The following is a 21,777-nucleotide window of genomic DNA, read 5'->3' as shown; positions in this document are numbered from 1 at the left end:
TTTAGTTGTTTTTTGATTTAAAAAAAACGTGGTTATAATTATACTGAAGTTATATCAGCAACTTTAATTAATTGATCGTGCTTATGAATCCTTTTTTCCAGCGCTGTTGTTAATGGCACGATGGTAACTGTTTTATGTACAATGCCTACCATTACCTCACTTTTGCCCTCTAGCAATGCCTCTACTGCCCCTACTCCTAATTTACTTGCTAATACTCTGTCATAACAACTAGGGGATCCTCCTCTTTGTATATGTCCGAGAACAGATACTCTCACCTCATAATCTTCTTCAAGATTTTCTTCTACATATTCTCCAAGTTCAAAAATATTTTTACCTGACTTATCACCTTCAGCAATGACAATTATACTAGAGGTTTTACCCGTTTTTTTACTCTTCCTAAGAGATTCTATAAGCCTATCTACTCCCATATCTTCTTCTGGGATTAATATCTCTTCTGCTCCTGCGCCAATCCCTGAGTTGAGAGCAATATCTCCTGCATCTCTGCCCATTACTTCTATCAAAAATAATCGGTTATGAGAACTCGCTGTATCTCTAATTTTATCAATAGCTTCTACTACAGTATTTAGAGCGGTATCATAACCAATGGTATAATCAGTACCATTAATATCATTATCAATAGTACCCGGAATCCCTACAACAGGAAAACCATACTCTTCTGATAATTTTAATGCGCCAGTAAAACTACCATCTCCACCTATTACAATAAGGGCATCAATATTATTTTTAACTAGATTATCAAACGCTTTTTTCCTTCCTTCTTCAGTTCTAAATTCCTTAGAACGAGCAGATTTAAGAAAAGTACCTCCTTTATTGATTATATTCCTTACTGAACGTGCATTTAGTTCTTCAATCTCATTATGTATCAGACCTTCGTACCCTTTATAGATTCCAAAACAATTTACCTTGTAATAGCTGCAAGCTCTTACAACTGCCCGAATTGCAGCATTCATTCCGGGAGCATCTCCTCCAGATGTAAGTACGGCGATATTTTTAACCTTCTTTGTCATTGGAATCAAAGCTATCGTTATTGGCTTTAATAACCTAATCTAACTAAAAACTAAAACGTTTTCGGTTGATAAATTCGAGTATTACCGACAAAAAATATACGATCCTACTATATTTTAGTTAAGATTTTTGCAGAATAAGGAAAAAAAAGCGGTTTTAATTACTTAATTTAAAATAGAAATATACGAACTCATCTTGACTTTTTATTTTAACCGAAAATGAGTTGAAATCTGATCAGATGAGGTGCTTTTTATAGTCTATAGTAGCACTACAGACAAAAAAAGTAACGAAATATAGACGAATTTCAGCCATTTTTTAGGAAATAAAAAAAGTTAAACGTAACAATTCAATCGACTTCGCATTTTTAGAACCTTTACCAATATTAATTTTAAAACCTATAAACATGTTATTAAAAAATTCTAAAAACATCTTAGTACTTGCACTGGTATTTTTTTTGCAAATTTCCTGTACTACTGAAAACAATTTCAATGAGAAATCAGAGAACCTCACTCATACAAAAGCTTATAAAAACAATACAGATCCTTTAAAAAGACGGTATCATTTCATTCGATTTAATATCAACAATGAAGTGAAGTATGATGCATATATTAATGCATTAAAAAATCTAGTCTCCGCAAAAGGTGGAAAAATTTTAACATTAGGTATCCCCGAAGAATGCTTAGAAAGAACGTGTAAAGACATTAATATTGTAATTGAATTTCCTAACGAAAAACTAGGAGAAATGTTCTTTGAGTCTTATCAAAAATTGAAATACCTTGCATGCAGAGCTACTTCTGATTTAGCCTATCACTCTGGCGCATCTTTCCAAATACCAGGGGTTTTTGATGATTCTATTGACAGAGCGCATTACCTTATAGTAAATCTTAATCATTTAGATCTCCCTAGATATCTCGAAGAGTTTGCCAGACCTACGGTAGGATTAATCGTAAAAAATGGTGGTATCTTACTATCAGATGATTTTAGAACTCAACAATGCTTACAAGGTGATTGTTTGCAGTATAGTGTTTTGTAATATCATTTTTAAAAATTGTAAGAATTATTTATACGATTTATAACTAAAAATTTCGCATATTCATCGTTTCTTTTTCCTTTCTACTTCGTTTAAAAAATAAACCGTAGCTATGGCTATGCTTGATTTTTTTGCCTTGCATAAAGAAAAAATAATTCAATGAATTTATACGAATTTTTTAATCACAAATCGTATTAGTTTCCCATTACAAACTGTTTAAAATCAAAAAAATGATTTTTAGTTATTTAATTAACAAATACTTCTAAAGACAGTGTTTATAAACTATGTATTGATATCAGTTGATGGTCTATGTTTTTTAAATTTAACTAACATCATTAAAGGTTTAAAACTTATACGCTCAAAACGTTCTTATATAATTGTTTGTTGCGCTGTCATAACATCACATAAATCTGACTCAATATGAAAAAAAATAACGTTTTAAAACTACTGCTTTTTGTTTTCATTATGATACCTATTCTGGTATCATCACAAGACAATTCTTCAGAAAACAAATACCAATCATTAATTCAGGAATGGCTGCTTCAGAATAAAAACAAATACCAATTTACAGATCAGGATATTAAAGATGTTAGAATTAATGAATCATATTATTCAAAAAAAACAAACTTAACCCACGTTTATCTGCAACAAACCTATAAAGGTATCGAAATTAAAAATGCGATATCCGGGATAGCTATTAAGGATACTTCAATTTTTTATTTTTCGAATAGCTTTGTATCTGATATCGCTGCAAAAGGTACAAATTTTACTCCTCAAATTCAACCGATATCTGCTATAAAAAATGCCGCAGTACATCTTAAATTAGGCGAGGTTTCTGATCTAAAAATGCAGACATCAAAAAGCAAAAATCAATATATATTTTCGAATGGAAAAATTTCTAAAAAGGAGATCCCTGTAAAATTAGTTTTTCAGAAAATCAATAACAGCTTGCAACTAGCCTGGGATTTTAGTATTCATTCTTCTAAAACAGAAAATTGGTATAGCATACGTGTAGATGCGATCTCTGGAGAGGTAATCGATGTAAAGAACTGGACTTTGCATTGCGATTTTGATAACCATGTAAAATTTGTGCCTGCCTCAGTCAAAAAGAACCGTGAATTACCTAAAAAACCTGTTTATACTTTTGGGAATGGATCACAATATAATGTTTTTCCTTTTCCTACTGAAAGTCCCAATCACGGCAGCACACAGTTAGTTTCTGATCCTTCAAACAATATCGCATCACCCTTTGGATGGCACGATACTAATGGGTCGACGGAGCTGAATTTACTATAACCAGAGGGAACAATGCACATGCTATGGATGATAATGACTTTTCTCCAGATGGAGGAGCTACACTAAATTTTAATTTTCCATACTCTGGAAGTGAAGATCTAACAAATGACGCTAATGCATCTATTACAAATACATTCTATGCTGTAAATATAGCTCACGATATTTTATACCAATATGGTTTTGATGAGGCAAGTGGTAATTTTCAGGAAAATAATTACGGAAATGGAGGTGCTGATAATGATTTTGTACTTGCAATAAATGCTTTAGGTATCGCAGAAAATGGTGCTTCGATTCGGGTTCCACCAGATGGCACAAGCCCAGATATTATATTAAGTTCCTGGTATAAAAGAAAAGATGAGGTGGTTATAAACTCAGGAAGTTTATCTGGCACCTACTCAGTTGCTCCTTCTAATTTTGGACTGTCTTTTTCTACAGACATTACGGCTGATCTGGTATTAGTAGAAGATACTAACGATCAAGGCAACTCTACTGACACACATGATGCTTGTGACACCCTTGTAAACACTGCAGAACTTACTGGTAAAATAGCCGTTATCCGCGAAACTTCTGCATGTGAATTTGATGCAAAAGTATATGCCGTTGAGCAAGCCGGAGCAATTGCTGCCATAGTGGTAAACGACACTCCAGGACAACCTTCTTCTCAAGAAGCTGTTTTTCTGGGGGTTACTACTGTTATTCCCTCTTTCTTAATAAATCAGACTCAAGGTGAAGCCATTATTGATGCTCTTATTAATGGAGAAACAATTAATATGACCTTACCGAAAGATAACTTATTTGATAGCGGTTTAGACAATCTGGTATTAGTTCATGAATATGTTCACGGATTAACAATTCGTTTAACAGGAGGCGCATCCAATTCAGAGTGTTTAAGTGGTCCGGAGCAGATGGGCGAAGGATGGTCTGACTGGTACGGACTGATGTTAACTATGACACCTACAGATACCCCAGAAATGGTGAGAGGGGTGGGAACTTTTATTCTTGGACAGGATGCAGATGCTAAAGGAATTCGTCCTTTTCCATACACAACTAATACAACGTTGAATCCAGTTACCTATGCAGATACTAATGATGAAGATACTTTTTCTATCCCTCATGGTATTGGATCCATCTGGTCTTCAATTTTATGGGATTTAACCTGGAAATATATTGAAAAATATGGTTTTGATTCTGATTTGTACAATGGTACAGGTGGAAATAATAAAGTAATCCAGGTAGTTACGGATGGTGTTAAACTTTTATCCTGCGACCCAGGTTTTGTAGATGGCAGGAATGCTATTTTGGCATCAGATCAGGCATTAACAGGAGGAGTTGATCAATGTATGATTTGGGAAGTTTTTGCTGCAAGAGGTGTAGGACTAAATGCTTCTCAGGGTACTAGTGATAGCAGATATGATCAGGTAGAAGATTTTACCTTCCCCCCTAATACAGATCCAACTTTAGCGAATTGCCAAACACTTAGCGTAGATGATTTTAGCGAAATTGAAGATTTCAAAATATTTCCTAATCCTACAGAGAATATCCTGACGATTAAGACAAATCATAACCTTGGAGATGTCTCCATCACAATAACAGCTATCAATGGCAAAATAATCCTTAACAAAAAAGTAGTCTTATCTGATCAATTTGTGCTGGATTTGTATGATTTCAGATCTGGCATTTATTTTTTGAATATCAAAGGAAAGTCAATAAACTTTCAGGAAAAAATTATTAAATTTTAGTATCCTCAAAATACGATTTGATACGATTTTTATGCTGTGGATAGTAGTATCCTAGACGCCCTAAGCTCCATGAACAAGAGAGGTGATCTTTTTAGATCGCCTCTTACTAAATTTGTAATTCGCATCTAAAAAGAAAAATCCCCTAATATCTTAATTTCTAATACATAGAAAAACATTCGTATAATAAGATCCTAAAATTGATGTTTCTATTTATAAAAATATGTTTTTCCTTTAGATTTAATATTCAAATCCATCAGAAACTAACGCAAAATAAATGTGCAGGATCCTTTGCGCTATGACATATCAGTATTCACTGTTATTTTTCTTATAAATCTTTCAAACTCAATTCTCAGGCTCAAAAACCAACTTGACCTCCTAAAATTTTTTTTCACAGCAATTCGTATTGCAAACAAAATGATCATTACATTCATAGTAAAATATTAGATTTTTCATGATAATTTTGCCACGAATAAAATCAAAAAATACGGGATTTTACCCCAAAAAAAAACATTTAAAAAAACGAACTCTACCAAAAGACATACGAATACTAGTTAAACATATTACTATCCTATATTACTAAAAAGACAAGAATAAATTTTTACTAAATTTAAATCTTATTATATCAAAATTATAATACCCAAAAACTAAACTTTTAACCCAAACTACCAACAAACTCACAAAAATGAAAATTAAAAAAAACACCAAGAGATTATTACTAATTCTTCTGATTTTGGGATTCTCCCCAGTATTATTCGCCAAAAATTATTATGTCTCACCAAATGGATCTGACCAAAATCCAGGAACAGCAATTCGACCATTCAAAACAATTCAAAAAGCCGCAAATATTGTTAATCCAGGTGACATTGTCTTTATTAAAAGAGGAATCTATAGGAATAAAACAACAATTAAACGAAGCGGAACCAGCGCAAAGAAAATTGTATTCAAAGCATTTCGAGGAGATGAACATAAAGCAATTATTGACGGTAATTCTCTCCTCATATTAAAAAGTAGTCATATAGAGATTTCTGGTTTAAGAATACAAAACGTCCAGGGAAATGGTCGTGGTGAAGGAATTTATGTAGAAGGACCTGCATCAGATATTATTATCAAAAATAATCATACGTTTAATACATTAGCTTCAGGAATTTCTGCATGGGGAGTACCATGGAGGTCTAATCCCGGAGATTTTAATAACATTAGAGATTTGAAAATCCTAAATAACAAGGTAGAAAAAGCTTGTAATGGAGGATACAATGAATGTATTACATTATCAAATGGTGTTAACGGATTTGTGATTTCTGGAAATGAAATTTTTAATGGCGGAGACCCTATAAATGGTGGAGAAGGAATTGATGTAAAATTAGGAGTACAAAATGGTGTTATATCCGATAACTATTTACACGATTTAACCAGAAGAGGTATTTATATTGATGCTGCTGGCATTTTAAATTTCTCTAAACCCTTTGCAAAAAAAATTAAGGTCTTTAATAACATTGTTAGAAATTGTGTAGGACAGGGAATGGCATTAATGACAGAAGGTAAAGGAGATATTTTTGACATAGACATTTACAATAATGTTTTTTATAATAACACTGAAGACGGATTAATGGTATATGATCACCCTGCTGGAAATGGTGTCATACGTGACGTACGAATATCTAATAACACTTGCTATAACAATAACCGTTTTGGGATTTTATTAAGTTTTCCAAGATCTTACAATATGGTTTTTAGAAATAATCTTCTTTACAAAAATAAAAATGGTGATTTAAAACTTCAACATGGAAGAAGAACTGCTTCAAACAATTTGGTTGGCGTAAACCCACTATTTATAAATGCTGATGATGGTAATTTTAGATTAAAGCCGAATTCACCAGCTATCGACGCAGGTACAAGAATGAATGCTCCAAATTTAGATTTTGACGGTAATGTAAGAGATTCATCCATTGACGTAGGGGCATTTGAATTTGGAAACAATCCTCCTCCACCTCCAAACTCCCAACTTATACCTGATGGTATTTATAATATCGTTTCCAGTAAAACCAGTCAAAATTTAATCGCTCCCTCCTGGAATGATCATAAGGTAAAAATGTACAATGCAAAAAAATTTAAGGATCAACAATGGAGTTTTGAGCACAAGGGTAATAACTTTTATACAATCAAAAATGTAGGAACAAAACGTTATTTACGCATTGTAAATAATGCCTGTAATAATGGATCTATGGCGCATACGACAGCGAATGCACTACGATGGAAGATAGAACAAAATAGCGAAGGCATATATGCTATTAAGCCAGATTACTGCCTCCATAGAGGTTTGGATATAAAAAATGGACAAATCAATGCTGATGTCCAGTTATGGTCATTTAATCCTAGTAACAATAATCAAAAATGGGCAATTAGACCTATTGAAAATTCCAGAGCTAATGATACAGGTTCGGATATTACTACCTATCCTAACCCTGCACAAAATACTCTACTAATAAATAAGGTTGTATTGAATGATATCATATCTATTTATGACATTACTGGTAAAAAAGTAATAGAACAAAAGGTTAAAAGCAAAGACAGTCAGCAAACTATTGATATTAGTAAAATAAATCCAGGAGTTTATATTGTATCCGTCTTAGGAAAATACAAATCTCAATTAGTAAAGCAATAGATCTAAGTACTCACATTTTCCTTTTTAGGAATAATCGTAAGTAAATCTATTTTGGGGAATATTTAAAATTAAAAAAATAACTTTCAGAAATAAGAATAGATATCTTATTTCTGAAAGTGTATTAAAAGTTATATTCTTCGTGAAAAATTATCGAGAATCACTATTTGAGCTCATCTTGGCTTTTTATTTTTAACTGAAAATGAGTTGAAATTTTACCAGATAAGGCACTTTTTTTCGTCTACAAACCAAAAAAGTGACGACTATGGACGAATAATTTTAGCCATTTTTTAGGAAATAGAAAAATCAAGATGAATTCTTTAAGTTATTTCATAAACTGCTTGGTAATTATGGTGCCATCAATATCATAAATTTTTACAAGGTAATTTCCCTTCGGTAATTTTTTGATATCAATCGAGTTTGTTTTAGAAACGTTGAGTAACCTGGAGTTTAAATCATATATTTCACTTTTTTCAACAGCACCTGAATATTGTATAATCAATCTATCCTGACTAGGATTAGGGTATATTTTTAGGTTATTTACAGTAGACGTTTCTGATTCTATATCTTTAGATGTTATATCACCTTCGGGTCCATTAGGTCCTGAGAATATTTGGTTTACCGTCCTTAATGTTTCCCTAGATGGGTTACAATCCCTCATTTCTATACCAGTCCATCGTATTACCCAATCTCTATCCTTTGCAGTACTAGCTCTTAATGGATTAGGATAAGGTCCAACAGTAGGAAGGTCAGAAGGAGCATCTGTCCATCTTATATATACTCTAAACCCTGTAGGTGTTACATTATATAGAGATGGAACACCGGATATATACCAATGACTCCCCTTATTAGTGACCGATTCTAATGTTATCAGGTAATGTGGTGTTGTCGTAAATCCACAAGACTTTGTATCTACATCGACATAGATACCTGTAGTATTATAATTAATCCAATCTTCTGGAGAGGTCACCCCCTGACCTATTTTTACTTGAGCATTTGATATAATTATACTAAAAGCAATAAAAAAAATCGACAAAAAAGTTTTAAGAGAATTCATATTTACCTGGTTTTAAAATACATTAATTTTCAATTACTTATACAAAAAAAAATATATCTCTAATGTACTAAAAAACCTAGATACTCAGATGCGATTTACCCGTAAAAAATAGAGATATTTCCCTGTTTAAAAATATGTTTTTCACATACCATCCATGCCTGATAAATTGGAGATTTCTAAAAAAAAGCAGCTTATATACATAAGCCACTCTTACATAAATCCATAAATGGTTTCTATTCTTCAATCAAAATTAAGTACTGCCATGGATCAAGTATACATTCTTGATCCCTTAACCCTTTAATATATTCTCCAGAAAGATAGTCTCTGAATTTGCCTTCATATTCTGCCGTAAATTTTACTGATTCTTTTGTCATATTAGCAACAAATAGTATTTTATTTCCTTCTTTTTCTCTTAGAAATGCTACTATTTTTTCATCCTGAGAAGTTTTAATACGTGTATATGCTGCTGCATTTTTACCTCCGTGTAATGCCGGGTTTTCATTTTTAAGTTTTCCTAGTTTTTCATATAAAGAAAAAAATACTCCTTTCTTTTTTATGATCGTGTCTTTTTCAAAGAAAAGTAAACGTTTATCCATATCATATTCCTGCCCGGAATAAATCAATGGCATTCCCGGGCTCAGATAGGATAATGCGGCAAACATCTCTTTGGCATCTCCCATTCTTTCCTGAACAGTACCATTCCAAGAGTTTTCATCGTGATTAGAGGTGAAATTCATTAATATATCATCAGTAGCGTACATAGTATCTACCTGTACCATTCTCTTATCCCAGGCTGCTACCGTATTTTCTCCTTTGGCAATATGATTCATTACATGATGTGTATCCCACCCATACCCCATATCAAAAGCTTTTTTTAGCAATGCTGGTTCCCAACCTTCTGCCAACATAAATACTGGTTTTATTTTTTTCAATTCTTCTACTGCGGTATTCCAAAAATCAACCGGAACCATTCCTGCAACATCACATCGATACCCATCTACTCCTTCCTCTTTGATCCAGTACTTCATGGCATCCAACATATCTTTTCTCATTTCCTGGTTATCATAATTAAGATCTGCAACATCTGTCCAATCTGTCCCCACTGTATGTGTGATATCTCCTTTATCATTTTTAGTATAATAACCAGGATGTTCTTTTAACCACCCATGATCCCATCCGGTATGATTTGCTACCCAATCCAAAATCACATAAATTCCATGTTCATGAGCTGTCTTTATGAGTGCTCTAAAATCTTCTATTGTCCCAAATTCAGGGTTTACTTTTGTATAATCAGAAATTGCATAATAGCTTCCTAAAGTCCCCTTACTTTTAGTGGTAGAAATCGGATAAATAGGCATTACCCAAAGTATTTTTACCCCTAATTTTTTTAAAACTGGAATATCTTTGGTAAATGCACTGAAAGAACCTTCTTCAGAGTATTGCCTTATATTTGCTTCATATATCACAGCATTTTCCATCATATCCTCACTGACTGGAGGTAATTCTTGATTTGTCTTCTCCTCAATGTTGGTTTTGACCTCTGTCGTTGCTTCTTCTTTTTTTATATTTCCACAAGACCATACGATGCCTGTGAATGCAAAGCATAAAAATATTTTCTTCATAGTATTCAATAATTCTAATTTAATGTAATTCTATAATCATAGAAGTTTTTGACAGGATAGTAATGTTCTCTGTCATATCTATGGTAGTATCTGTAATAATATCTTTCCCTTTTACAAACTGCTTAATACCTTCCTTGAAACGGGTAATATCTATTTCCTGAGATTCATTACCATTGTTGATAATCACCATAACACTTTCTTTTTCTGTATGCCTAAAATAAACATAGACATTATTAACAGGAATGTATTGTAGCAATTCCCCTTTGTGAATTGCCTCATTGTTTTTTCTCCAATGCAATACTTTTTTGGTAAAACTATGATATGCTTCTTCATCATTCGTCCTACCTCCAGTTTTTGCAGAAACACTTGCTCCTAAAAATGCACTTCTTTTATCATCAGACCATCCACCAGGAAAATCTTTTCTGATATCTCCATCGTCTTTTTTATCACGATTACCTAGCATTCCTATTTCATCGCCATAATAGATTTGAGGAATACCCCGAGTAGTAAAAATAAGTGTCATCACCATCTTATATTTATTGATATCACTCTGATAGACCTCATTAATTCTATTGGTATCGTGATTTCCTGCAAAAAGCAATATGTTATTTGTATTGGCGTATAAAAAATCATGTGTAAAATTATCATATGCCCTAATCATCCCTTTATCCCAGGAGTCCTCATCCTCATTAAACATAACCATTATCGCATCATGTAAGGTAAAATCCATGACAGATGGCAAATATGAATTATAAGTATCAATAGCTCCTATTTTACTATCTTTTTGCCAATATGATATTTGTGACTGATCGTGCATCCAGACCTCTCCGACAATATTAAAATCAGGATATTCATCCATAATTGCTTTTGTCCAGGCAGCAATTCCATGCTTATCATTGTAAGAATATGTATCTACTCTAAAGCCATCCAGATCAGCGTATTCTATCCACCAGATTGCATTTTGAATTATATAATTAAGTACCAATGAGTTGCTTTGATTCATATCAGGCATGGTAGTATCAAACCACCCATTCATACAACCTTTGCGATCAATTTTTGATGCGTGGGTATCAAATTGAGTAGTCATACGATAATTGCTCCGCTTAAAACCTTCTGGCCATTGATGAATCCAGTCTTTTGCCGGTACATCTTTGATCATCCAGTGCTGAGATCCCCAATGATTTGTTACATAATCCATTATCAGTTTCATATCCAATTTATGCATTTCTGAGGCTAGTCTCTTATAGTCCTCATTAGTCCCATATCGGGGATCAATTTTATATAAGTCACTCTGAGCATATGTGTGGTACGAATATGTTGGCTCATTATCTTCCAGCAAAGGTGTACTCCAAACGGCAGTAACTCCTAAATCTTTAAGGTACTCCAAGTGATTAATAATTCCCTGGATATCACCTCCGTGACGCCCTCCTGGATTAGATCGATTCACTTTTTCTATGGTCTCTTTATGACTATCGTTATGGATATCGCCATTTGAGAAACGATCAGGCATAATCAGATACATAACATCACTGCTGTCAAAACCCTTTCTTAGCGATGAATTCTCCCTTCTGGATCTAAATTCATAAGGTTTAGAAAATACGATTTTATCATCTTCTTTGAAATTAATAGAAAATACGCCTGGTTTAATATCTTTTGTATCTATTTTTATAAATAGATAATTATCATTTTCTGTTCTTGTAATATCTATACTAGTGATCCCTTCTATTGCCACTTCATATTTGGCAATTTCAGGACCATAACACATTACTTGCAGTGTATTAGAATGCATATCTGTCCACCAAAAAGGAGGTTCTATCCTTTCTATTTGTCCATAGCTTATTGATGCTAGCCATCCAAAAAGTAGCATCATTAAATTACTTTTCATATAATTAATTTTGATATATTAATATAAGTTCGATTAATTCCAGATGCGTAGGTTTAAATAAAATTCTGATAGGAATTTTGTATCCAAAATGAGCATTTATGGGTATAATACGATTTATAACTAAAAATTTCGCATATTCATCGTTTCTTTTTCCTTTCTACTTCGTTTAAAAAATAAACCGTAGCTATAGCTATGCTTGATTTTTTTGCCTTGCATAAAGAAAAAATAATTCAATGAATTTATACGAATTTTTTAATCACAAATCGTATAACATCTTTTCTGATTTTAAAATTACTCATTCAAATTTGCTCTTTTCGTTTAGACAAAAAATAGTTGCTACTTATTTGAGTATTTTAAAACCAAAAAATGGCATAAAAACCTATTCTCTGTACACTTTTCTCTCATAAATGTACCCAAACAGACGGTTTTTAAATCTTATGTATAAATAATCGAAACTTAAATTAGTAAATTAGTATTGACATTTATATGTTGCCAAAAATCAATGTTTATTCTAAAGTTTTTCAGCAATCATTTCTTTAAAAAAACATATTTCTACACTGTTATCAGGCTATTAGGAGAAATAGTAACATCTTTATCATCAACATATATTAATAATTCCCGTTCACCTTCCAGATTAAAAGAAGTTCCTTTTTGAGAAACATTCACGTTGAGTATGTTTCCTCTAAAATTAACATTAAAAGTATAGCCTTTCCATTCTTTAGGAATTTTAGGAGTAAATGATAGGGTATCATTTTTAATTCTTAATCCTCCAAAACCTTCTACAATACTCATCCAGGTACCTGCCATACTTGTGATATGCAAGCCTTCTTCTACTTCTTTATTATAGTCATCCAAATCTAATCTTGATGTTCTAAGGTAGAACGCATATGCCTGATCCATTCTATCCAAAACTGCTGCCTGGATGCTATGAACGCAAGGAGAAAGAGAAGATTCATGAACGGTAAAGGGTTCATAAAAATCAAAATGACGTTCTAATTCTTCTTTAGTAAAATGATCTTCAAACATATAAAAGCCTTGTAATATATCTGCTTGTTTGATATATGGTGACCTTAAAATTCTGTCCCAACTCCATTTTTGATTAATTGGGCGTTGTGATGCATCCAAATCTGCAACACTTATCAATTCTTTATCTAAAAACCCATCTTGTTGTAGAAATACCTGATACTTTTCTGAGTACGGAAAATACATTTCTTCTGCCACCTCCAGCATAGCGTCTATTTCCTCTTGCCCGAGACTCGTTTCATGAATAATCCTATCATAATCAGTTGTATATTCTCTTTTTACTTTTTCTATATTTTCGATACAAAAAGTGATGCACCATTTTGCTAAATAATTTGTATACCAGTTGTTATTAATATTATTTTCATATTCATTAGGTCCTGTAACGCCTAAGATTACATACTTATCTTTAGCTGTAGAGAATGTTGCTCGCTGATGCCAAAAGCGTGCAATAGCGATCATCACTTCTAATCCCATTTCAGGAATATAGCTATAATCTCCTGTATATCTTATATAGTTATAGATTGCAAATGTCATCGCCCCATTACGGTGGATTTCTTCAAAGGTAATTTCCCATTCATTATGGCACTCTTCCCCATTCATTGTGACCATTGGATATAAAGCAGCACCATTCGTAAACCCGAGTTTTTTTGCATTTTCTATGGCTTTTTCCAAATGATTATACCGATATACTAATAAACTACGTGCTACTTTCTGGTTCTTTGTCGCCATGTAAAATGGAATACAGTAAGCTTCTGTATCCCAGTAGGTACTTCCTCCATATTTCTCTCCTGTAAACCCTTTTGGGCCTATATTTAATCGAGCATCTTTACCCAGATAGGTCTGATTAAGCTGAAATATATTAAAACGAATTCCCTGTTGCGCTTTTACATCTCCATCTATAGAAATGTCTGCCATCTCCCATATTTTTGACCAAGCCTGTTTCTGAAGTGCTAACAAAGCTTCAAAACCAGATTCTGAAGCTTGTTTCAATATCGTTGTATTCATTGAAGCAATAGTATCTTTCTTATGATTCAGGCATACTGTATACCCACCAAATTTATGAATGGCAGCCACACTTCCCTTGGATACTTCTATCTTATAATCAAGTCCTGCATATGTCGCAGTAGATACTGCCTTAGGCAAGGTATCTAATTGCTCACCATCAATAAACAATTTAGCATACATTCCTGTACATACCTGAAAATCTGTCTTCATAGTTTTGGACAAAATATAAGCAGTATTCCCTTTATGTGATACCTCATACGTATCCCAGAACTTATCATCCCAGTTTGTATCTTCATTAGTGATACCTGCATCAAGATATGGGGTATATTTAATGGTAACATTTCTATTCAAAGGAGTTACCTGATATTTAATAGCACCTATCTCATCCAGATCTAAGCTTAGAAACCGTTTTGATATCACAGCTACTTCGACTCCATTTTGTAACACTGCCTTAAAAGAACGTTCATACCAACCTTCTTTCATATTTAATTCTCTTCGGAAATCAGACACCGACTTACATCGATACAAGTCTAATTTTTCTCCATCAATCTCTACATTAATCCCTATCCAATTGGGAGCATTTAATACTTTGGCAAAATACTCGGGATACCCATTTTTCCACCAGCCAACACGCGTTTTATCAGGATAATATACTCCTGCAATATAACTCCCCTGAAAAGTTGGTCCTGAATATGTTTCTTCAAAATTAGCCCGTTGTCCCATAGCACCATTACCAATACTAAAAAGGCTCTCTGAGGATTTAACGCGTTCTACATCAAATCCTTCTTCTATTATTGACCAGTTATCTGGTTTTATATAATCCTGGTTCATCTATTCTCTTTTATTTTTTTAGTTGTTATACCAATTCAATTCTAAAATGCAGTATCCAATTTATTGTATATCCAATGAATAGTTCAATCTAAAACGTAACAATATTCAGCATGATCTAAAAAAATTTAGCCTTTCAGCTTATAAAAGCTAATTCATTTTTTTTATAGCTTACGTTACTATTGATTCGATATAAAGTTAGTATTGATCATACAACAATAAAGCGGAAAAACTTTACTATTTTGATCAGTCTAGTATATTATACTTTTTCTGTTATAAACAGCATATTTATAAACTCTTCTGTGATTTCTGTAAAATCCTTAAACACATAATCTGCCTCATGAAGTATGCCTGCGTCGCCAATACCAATACTTATCATGCGCGCATTATTAGCTGCCTCTATCCCAGCTATAGAATCCTCAAAAACGATACAATTCTCAGGATCAACTCCTAGTTTTTTTGCTCCAATAAGAAATACTTCTGGATCTGGTTTTGCTTTTGATACATCAGTTCCATCTACAATCACCTGAAAATTATCTATTAACTTTACTTTTTCTAATATTATTCTGGCATTCTTGCTGGCAGAGCCTAAAGCAATTGCTTTCTGTTTTTTTATTAAATACGCTAAAACCCTAGGGACATCTGGAAGAATTTCTTTGTCATCCATAGTAGCAATGTAATTAAGATATTCTTCATTCTTCTCAAACATTAGTCTTGTAAATTTTTCTTCTGAAATGGTTTTATTTCCCCATTTCAAAATTTTCTCAAGAGATCGTATTCTACTAACTCCCTTTAACTGTTCATTTTGTTCAGAAGAGAAAGGTATCTCGAGCGCAGTAGCTAGACTTTTCCAAGCTAAAAAATGATATTTTGCGGTATCTACTATTACACCGTCCAGGTCAAATATGAATGCTTTTTCTATCATACTAAAATTATTTTGAGTTATAACTAATAGCGTTTTTGTTAGTAATAAACAAGGTACACAAACCTGCTATAACCAAGCTAATTCCTGCTATTATCATTGCGTTAATGGTTTCTTCTCCAAGAAGTTTGTACGTAAAATTAATCCCTCCCAGCGCTGCAATTACCTGAGGGATTACAATAAACATATTAAAAATTCCCATGATGACTCCCATTTTTTTGGGATCCACAGAACTGGATAACATGGCATACGGCATCGATAAAATACTACCCCAGGCAATACCAATTAATGTAAAAGAAAAGAGTAACCAAACGGGAGATGGAATAAAATACATAGAAATAAAACCTATACCTCCCAAAATCAGGGAACACAAATGAATCCATTTTCTATTAATGCTTCTTTTAGAAGTATAAAATGCAAGGATTAAAGCAAAAGCCATCGAAGATAATCCATAAATTCCCATATAGCTTCCTACTTCATTTGATGATTTCTGAAAAGCTGTATTTGCTATTTGAAACTCCTTAGCTGATGCAGCTTCGTTCATATTATAATTGGACTCAATAGGTGCAGGTGTTTTAAAAACATGTTCTGTAAGTGCTGGATTTGTCAAACCCCACATGGTAAAAAATGCAAACCAACTGAAAAATTGAATGAGCCCTAGTTTTTTCATGGTTACAGGCATACTACCAATGTTACCAATAATATCTGAGATAAAACTATGCTTCTTTTCCTTCTCCTTTTTAAATTCTTCCATATCCTCTGGCGGATATTCTGTAGTAGTAAATATTGTGTAAATAATACTAGCAAAAAAAACAAAAGCCCCAATTGCAAAAGCTACCTTTACAGACATGGGAACAACGCCAACAGGAGCTGCATTACTAACTCCTAATTGCGAAACCATCCAGGGTAGATTACTTGCTACAAAGGTTCCAATACCAATAATCAGCGTTTGAACAACAAAACCATAGGAACGCTGAGAATCTGGTAATTTATCTGCTACCAATGCTCTAAATGGCTCCATAGAAATATTAATTGAAGCATCCAGAATCCACAAGAAACCAGCAGCCATCCATAGTGCAGAAGAGTAGGGAACAAAAAACAACGCAATAGAACTTAAAATGGCACCGATCAAAAAGTAAGGTCTTCTCCTACCCCATCTGGTACTCCAGGTTCTATCACTAAGATATCCAATTATCGGTTGTACCAACAGCCCGGTTAGGGGTGCTGCAATCCACATTATAGGGATATCTTCAATTTCTGCTCCTAAAGTCTGAAATATTCTAGACATGAATCCACCTTGTAAGGCAAATCCAAATTGTATCCCCAGAAAACCGAAACTCATGTTCCATATTTCCCAGAAACTTAATTTACGCTTGTTCATTAAGTAAATATTTGATTATTACTTGATAAGCGCATACACTTATCAAAACTTATTTTATGTAGAAAGTGAAAATATAAGCTCTGATAGGTTTCAAATATATTATTTTATTTTTTAATAAATACGGTTACCTTATTATTTTTTTGTAGACTCCCGCTGTATAAGGCTTGTATCTATGATCACAGTCTTATATTCTTCGGGAACATTATCATCTGCTTCTAATTTATCAATAAGAAGTCTGGCTGAGCGGATTCCCATTTCTTCTCCATGTTGGCTTACAGTTGTCAAGCTTGGTATAAAGTGTTTTGATAAAATACCATCTGTAAAGCCGACAATGGCCACGTCATTTGGTATTTTTTTACCCTGCTTATCTAAAATTTTGGCCGCAGTAACAGCAAACAGCTCGTTCACTGCAAAAATTGCATCTATATCTTTATTTTCCAGGAAATCAGATATTTCTGTTTCACAATTATCAACATCTTCTATTTTCAGAATATAATCATCTCTAAATGGAATATCATAGACACGTAGTGCTCTCAGGTATCCATTAGTCCTTAGTTTTCCTACACTGATATAATCTACTGTAGTGAGAATCGCTATCTTTTTACAACCTAATGATAACAAATGATTTGTAGCTACCTGAGCTCCTTTTCCATCATCGATGATTACCTTATCACACACAAGTTCATCAATAATTCTATCAAAAAGAACTACCGGCATTCCTTGACTCATAGTTTCTTCTATATGATGATAATCCCTTTTTTGTTGCGTTTCTTTTGCTACAGATAATATAAATCCATCTGCACTGCCACTTGCCAGCATTTCTAAATTAATCACTTCCTTATCAAAAGAATTATTAGAAGAACATATGATCACATTATACCCTTTTTCGTTTGCAACTTTCTCTACACCTCCTATGACAGTAGTAAAAAAATGATGAACAATCTCAGGAATAATGATTCCTATCGTCTTGGTTTTTCTGTTTTTTAAACTCAGTGCAATATTATTGGGCTTATAGTTATACAACTTAGCGAACGCTTTTACCTTTTGTCGGGTATCCATACTTATTTCTGCACTATCTTTTAGTGCTTTTGATACGGTAGAAATTGACACATCCAATTCTTTTGCTATTAGTTTTAATGTAACTTTTTGCTTCATTTCCCTTGAATTTTTATTAAAAACTAAATTTTAGAGCCAAAATATATCATATACTCACAATTACCCTTAAAATTTTAACATAATTTTAAAAGTTATCCACACGCAAACGTTTGAGTAAGGTTACGGCTACACAGTCGCTGAAATTTTTATATACATTGGCTACCAGAAAGTGAAAATATAGGGCTTAAAACATTTAAAAACTAATAAAATTTATATGAAAACATTTACAAAAAGTGCATTGTTTTTATCGTGGTTGATACCAATGAGCTTTTTTGCGCAGACAACAGTTAGGGGAACTGTTACTGATGCTGAAAATGGTCAACCAATTCCTGGTGTGAACATACTTGTAAAGGGAACTACGAATGGAGCTTCGTCTGATTTTGATGGTAATTATACTCTAAATGGGATTACAAATGGGGATATCATTCTTTTTTCTTATGTTGGTTTCTTGATTCAGGAAGTGACCTATTCTGAAAATGACAGAATAGATATAGCTTTACAACAAGACACTGCAACATTAGAACAAGTAGTTGTTATTGGATATGGAGCCGCCAGAAAAAAAGATCTCACAGGCTCGGTCAGTACGGTTACGGCTGAAGACTTTAATACCGGAAATAATGTAACACCAGAAAATTTATTTAACGGTAGAGTTGCTGGTGTTACAATAAATACTGGTGGTTCTCCGGCAGCTAACTCTGAAATAAGAATTAGAGGTGGTGCCTCCCTTAATGCATCAAATGACCCCCTTATTGTGGTCGATGGATTGCCATTAAATGACCCTAGAGATTTAGCCAATGGAGCTCGATCCATACTATCTACTATCAATCCTAATGACATAGAATCTTTTTCAATCCTGAAAGATGCCTCTGCAGCTGCAATTTATGGTAATAGAGGTGCAAACGGAGTTATTATTATAACCACAAAAAAAGGAAAACGAAAACTACAAATAAGCTTTGACACCCAGACAAGTATTACTACGGTAAATAACCTTGTAGATGTATTCTCTGCCGATGAGTTTAGAGATTTTGTGAGTGAAAATTTTCCAGATCAAACAGATTTGCTTGGTACTGCCAATACAGATTGGCAAGATGCTATATATCGAGATGCCTTTTCTTCCAACTTTAATCTTTCGGTAAGTGGTTCACTCCTTAAAGAACTACCTGCCAGAGTTTCTGTCAATCGCGTAGATCAGGAAGGATTAAGACTCACTTCAAAATTCGAAAGAACCACAACATCTCTGGCACTGAATCCAAGATTACTGGATGGACATCTAAAAATTGATATGAATGCAAATTTAAATTTTGAAAAAAATAGATTTGCTGATGGTATAGAAGGAACAGCTATTAATTTTGACCCAACTCAACCCATATCAGATCCCACTTCTCCCTATGGAGGCTTTTTTGAGTTTTTGGGAGAAAATGGTTTTGTCGCCAATAATGTGCCTCTAAATCCTGTTTCTCAACTCTTGAATACTCGAAATATCGCTAATGTGCGAAGACTTTATGGGAATTTTAAAATAGATTATAAATTTCATTTTCTCCCAGAGTTAAGAGCTGTTTTAAATGTAGGCCTTGATAATAGTGAGACTGATCGTTTTTTAGAACGATCTACCTCTAGCCCACTTGGCTTTAATGCATCGCAAGGAGAGTTCTTAGGTGTAAAAACCGATACTGATTTGGAAGCAAAAAATCAGCTTTTGGATACTTATTTAGCGTATAACAAATCTATAGGAGCTCTTAATATCCAAGCCACGGGTGGTTATTCTTATCAAAAATTTGAATTTGAAAAATTTGAAACCAATGATCAAAGAAAACCTACTGATGTCCCTGAAAGAACTATTAATCAAGATGTTGTTTTAATTGCATATTTCTTGAGAACTAACTTAAATTTTAGAGACAAATATTTCCTGGGAGGTTCGATCAGAAGAGATGGTACTTCCAGATTTTCTGAAGACAATAGATTTGGATATTTTCCATCCGTCTCTGCCGCCTGGCAAATTAGCGAAGAAAATTTCTTAAAAGATTCAAGTATACTGAGCAATCTAAAAATAAGAGGAGGATATGGTATAACCGGGCAACAAGATATCTCCGCTGCAGGTGATTTTCTGGAACGATATAGATTGGGTAACCCTAATTCGCAATACCTTTTGGGAGGAGAAGCGATTACGATTGCTCAAGCACAATTTAGAAATGAAGATATCAAGTGGGAAGAAATCTCAGAAATCAATATTGGATTGGATTATGGATTGTTCAATAACAGAATTAATGGAGCAATTGATATCTTCAGAAAAGAGTCTGACGATCTATTATCATTAGCTCCCATAGCAGATGGCGCTAATTTTTCTAATCAAGGCTTTCAGAATATAGGGAAATTTGTTACAGAAGGTTTAGAATTTTCTATTTCTGCTGATATTGTTAAACGCTCCTATTTTAATTGGAATTTGAATTATAATGTCACTTTTATTGATCGGGAAATTGAAAGACTTGCATTTGGTCAGGATTTATTAGTTGGTGGTATAGGTGGTGGCACAGGAAATAATATACAGATACAAAGGCAAGGTTTTGCTCCTAATTCATTTTTTACGTTTGCTCAGGTATATGATACCAATGGAAACCCTGTAGAAGGAGCGTATACAGATCTTAATGATGATGGAATTATTAACCAGGATGATCGATATATTTCTGGTAATAGCACACCTGATGTTACTATGGGATTCCAGTCATATCTAAATTACAAAAACTTTGATTTTAGTTTTAGTCTGAGAGCTAGTTTAGGAAATGAAATTTATAATAATGTCAATTCAGGAAGAGCACAAACTGGCAATGTATTCAGAAATGTTCTGAACAATATTCCAACTTCTGTATTAGAAACCAATTTTGAGAATACTCCAGATGTAATTCTTTCGGATTTTTATGTAGAAGATGCTTCCTTTTTAAGAATGGATAACATCACATTGGGGTATACTCTCAATGATCTAATGAAAGGAGTCTCTAGTTTAAGAATTTGGGGAGGAGTTCAAAATGCTTTTGTGATTACAGACTACTCAGGATTAGACCCAGAGATTACGAATAATGGAATTGACAACACTATTTTTCCAAGAGGGCGTACTTTCTTATTCGGTATAAATTATAATTACTAAAAAAACAGAA

At 33.4% G+C, this 21,777-nt stretch carries 13 protein-coding genes; 5 read left to right on the top strand and 8 right to left on the bottom strand.

Annotated features, from left to right (window positions below):
• Positions 1-38 precede the first annotated feature (38 nt).
• On the bottom strand, positions 39-1,028 hold the full coding sequence (pfkA, locus tag F0000_RS00580) for a 6-phosphofructokinase (RefSeq protein WP_149622746.1): 990 nt from the start codon (positions 1,026-1,028) through the stop codon (positions 39-41).
• Between the two features lie 401 nt (positions 1,029-1,429).
• On the opposite strand from pfkA, the gene F0000_RS00575 reads away from it, so the two are divergent.
• The 4 genes from F0000_RS00575 (at position 1,430) to F0000_RS00560 (ending at position 7,753) form a co-directional block, all read left to right on the top strand.
• Entirely contained in the window at positions 1,430-2,059 is a 630-nt protein-coding gene (locus tag F0000_RS00575) for a DUF1330 domain-containing protein (RefSeq protein WP_149622745.1), read from the top strand.
• A 417-nt stretch (positions 2,060-2,476) separates the two neighbouring features.
• The gene (locus F0000_RS28545) at positions 2,477-3,352 is read left to right on the top strand and encodes a M36 family metallopeptidase (protein WP_149622744.1); all 876 of its coding nucleotides are present in this window, start codon (positions 2,477-2,479) and stop codon (positions 3,350-3,352) included.
• 23 nt (positions 3,353-3,375) lie between these two features.
• Positions 3,376-5,091 carry a M36 family metallopeptidase gene (locus tag F0000_RS28540; RefSeq protein ID WP_149622743.1) on the top strand — a complete coding sequence of 572 codons (1,716 nt, stop codon included), beginning with the start codon at positions 3,376-3,378 and terminating at the stop codon, positions 5,089-5,091.
• A gap of 682 nt (positions 5,092-5,773) precedes the next feature.
• On the top strand, positions 5,774-7,753 hold the full coding sequence (locus F0000_RS00560; RefSeq protein WP_149622742.1) for a T9SS type A sorting domain-containing protein: 1,980 nt from the start codon (positions 5,774-5,776) through the stop codon (positions 7,751-7,753).
• Between the two features lie 322 nt (positions 7,754-8,075).
• Here the strand turns inward: F0000_RS00560 and F0000_RS00555 are convergent, their stop codons facing one another.
• The 7 genes from F0000_RS00555 to F0000_RS00525 all read right to left on the bottom strand — a co-directional run bounded on the left by F0000_RS00555 (position 8,076) and on the right by F0000_RS00525 (position 18,628).
• Positions 8,076-8,807 carry a T9SS type A sorting domain-containing protein gene (locus F0000_RS00555; RefSeq protein WP_149622741.1) on the bottom strand — a complete coding sequence of 244 codons (732 nt, stop codon included), beginning with the start codon at positions 8,805-8,807 and terminating at the stop codon, positions 8,076-8,078.
• A 233-nt stretch (positions 8,808-9,040) separates the two neighbouring features.
• Positions 9,041-10,429: an alpha-amylase family glycosyl hydrolase gene (locus F0000_RS00550; protein ID WP_149622740.1), complete on the bottom strand. Its 1,389-nt coding sequence runs from the start codon at positions 10,427-10,429 to the stop codon at positions 9,041-9,043.
• A gap of 19 nt (positions 10,430-10,448) precedes the next feature.
• Positions 10,449-12,314 carry a glycoside hydrolase family 13 protein gene (locus tag F0000_RS00545; protein WP_149622739.1) on the bottom strand — a complete coding sequence of 622 codons (1,866 nt, stop codon included), beginning with the start codon at positions 12,312-12,314 and terminating at the stop codon, positions 10,449-10,451.
• Between the two features lie 552 nt (positions 12,315-12,866).
• Positions 12,867-15,173, bottom strand: coding sequence for a glycoside hydrolase family 65 protein (locus tag F0000_RS00540; RefSeq protein WP_149622738.1), 2,307 nt, complete (start codon positions 15,171-15,173; stop codon positions 12,867-12,869).
• Between the two features lie 256 nt (positions 15,174-15,429).
• Complete coding sequence (pgmB, locus tag F0000_RS00535; RefSeq protein ID WP_149622737.1) at positions 15,430-16,095, bottom strand: beta-phosphoglucomutase; 666 nt, start codon at positions 16,093-16,095, stop codon at positions 15,430-15,432.
• 7 nt (positions 16,096-16,102) lie between these two features.
• Positions 16,103-17,473 carry an MFS transporter gene (locus tag F0000_RS00530; RefSeq protein WP_149622736.1) on the bottom strand — a complete coding sequence of 457 codons (1,371 nt, stop codon included), beginning with the start codon at positions 17,471-17,473 and terminating at the stop codon, positions 16,103-16,105.
• Between the two features lie 132 nt (positions 17,474-17,605).
• Positions 17,606-18,628: a LacI family DNA-binding transcriptional regulator gene (locus tag F0000_RS00525; RefSeq protein WP_149622735.1), complete on the bottom strand. Its 1,023-nt coding sequence runs from the start codon at positions 18,626-18,628 to the stop codon at positions 17,606-17,608.
• A gap of 214 nt (positions 18,629-18,842) precedes the next feature.
• Between F0000_RS00525 and F0000_RS00520 the strand changes: the two genes are divergently transcribed.
• Positions 18,843-21,767, top strand: coding sequence for a SusC/RagA family TonB-linked outer membrane protein (locus tag F0000_RS00520; protein WP_149622734.1), 2,925 nt, complete (start codon positions 18,843-18,845; stop codon positions 21,765-21,767).
• Positions 21,768-21,777: the final 10 nt, after the last annotated feature.

Origin of the sequence: Aquimarina sp. RZ0, from assembly GCF_008370685.1 — a bacterium.
GTDB lineage: Bacteria > Bacteroidota > Bacteroidia > Flavobacteriales > Flavobacteriaceae > Aquimarina.
This window is presented reverse-complemented; position numbering and strand designations above follow the sequence as displayed.

What these genes read in the sequence shown, in the direction of transcription:
- pfkA (WP_149622746.1), bottom strand. Translation starts at nt 1,028, where the DNA reads ATGACAAAGAAGGTTAAAAATATCGCCGTACTTACATCTGGAGGAGAT.
- F0000_RS00575 (WP_149622745.1), top strand. Translation starts at nt 1,430, where the DNA reads ATGTTATTAAAAAATTCTAAAAACATCTTAGTACTTGCACTGGTATTT.
- F0000_RS28545 (WP_149622744.1), top strand. Translation starts at nt 2,477, where the DNA reads ATGAAAAAAAATAACGTTTTAAAACTACTGCTTTTTGTTTTCATTATG.
- F0000_RS28540 (WP_149622743.1), top strand. Translation starts at nt 3,376, where the DNA reads ATGGATGATAATGACTTTTCTCCAGATGGAGGAGCTACACTAAATTTT.
- F0000_RS00560 (WP_149622742.1), top strand. Translation starts at nt 5,774, where the DNA reads ATGAAAATTAAAAAAAACACCAAGAGATTATTACTAATTCTTCTGATT.
- F0000_RS00555 (WP_149622741.1), bottom strand. Translation starts at nt 8,807, where the DNA reads ATGAATTCTCTTAAAACTTTTTTGTCGATTTTTTTTATTGCTTTTAGT.
- F0000_RS00550 (WP_149622740.1), bottom strand. Translation starts at nt 10,429, where the DNA reads ATGAAGAAAATATTTTTATGCTTTGCATTCACAGGCATCGTATGGTCT.
- F0000_RS00545 (WP_149622739.1), bottom strand. Translation starts at nt 12,314, where the DNA reads ATGAAAAGTAATTTAATGATGCTACTTTTTGGATGGCTAGCATCAATA.
- F0000_RS00540 (WP_149622738.1), bottom strand. Translation starts at nt 15,173, where the DNA reads ATGAACCAGGATTATATAAAACCAGATAACTGGTCAATAATAGAAGAA.
- pgmB (WP_149622737.1), bottom strand. Translation starts at nt 16,095, where the DNA reads ATGATAGAAAAAGCATTCATATTTGACCTGGACGGTGTAATAGTAGAT.
- F0000_RS00530 (WP_149622736.1), bottom strand. Translation starts at nt 17,473, where the DNA reads ATGAACAAGCGTAAATTAAGTTTCTGGGAAATATGGAACATGAGTTTC.
- F0000_RS00525 (WP_149622735.1), bottom strand. Translation starts at nt 18,628, where the DNA reads ATGAAGCAAAAAGTTACATTAAAACTAATAGCAAAAGAATTGGATGTG.
- F0000_RS00520 (WP_149622734.1), top strand. Translation starts at nt 18,843, where the DNA reads ATGAAAACATTTACAAAAAGTGCATTGTTTTTATCGTGGTTGATACCA.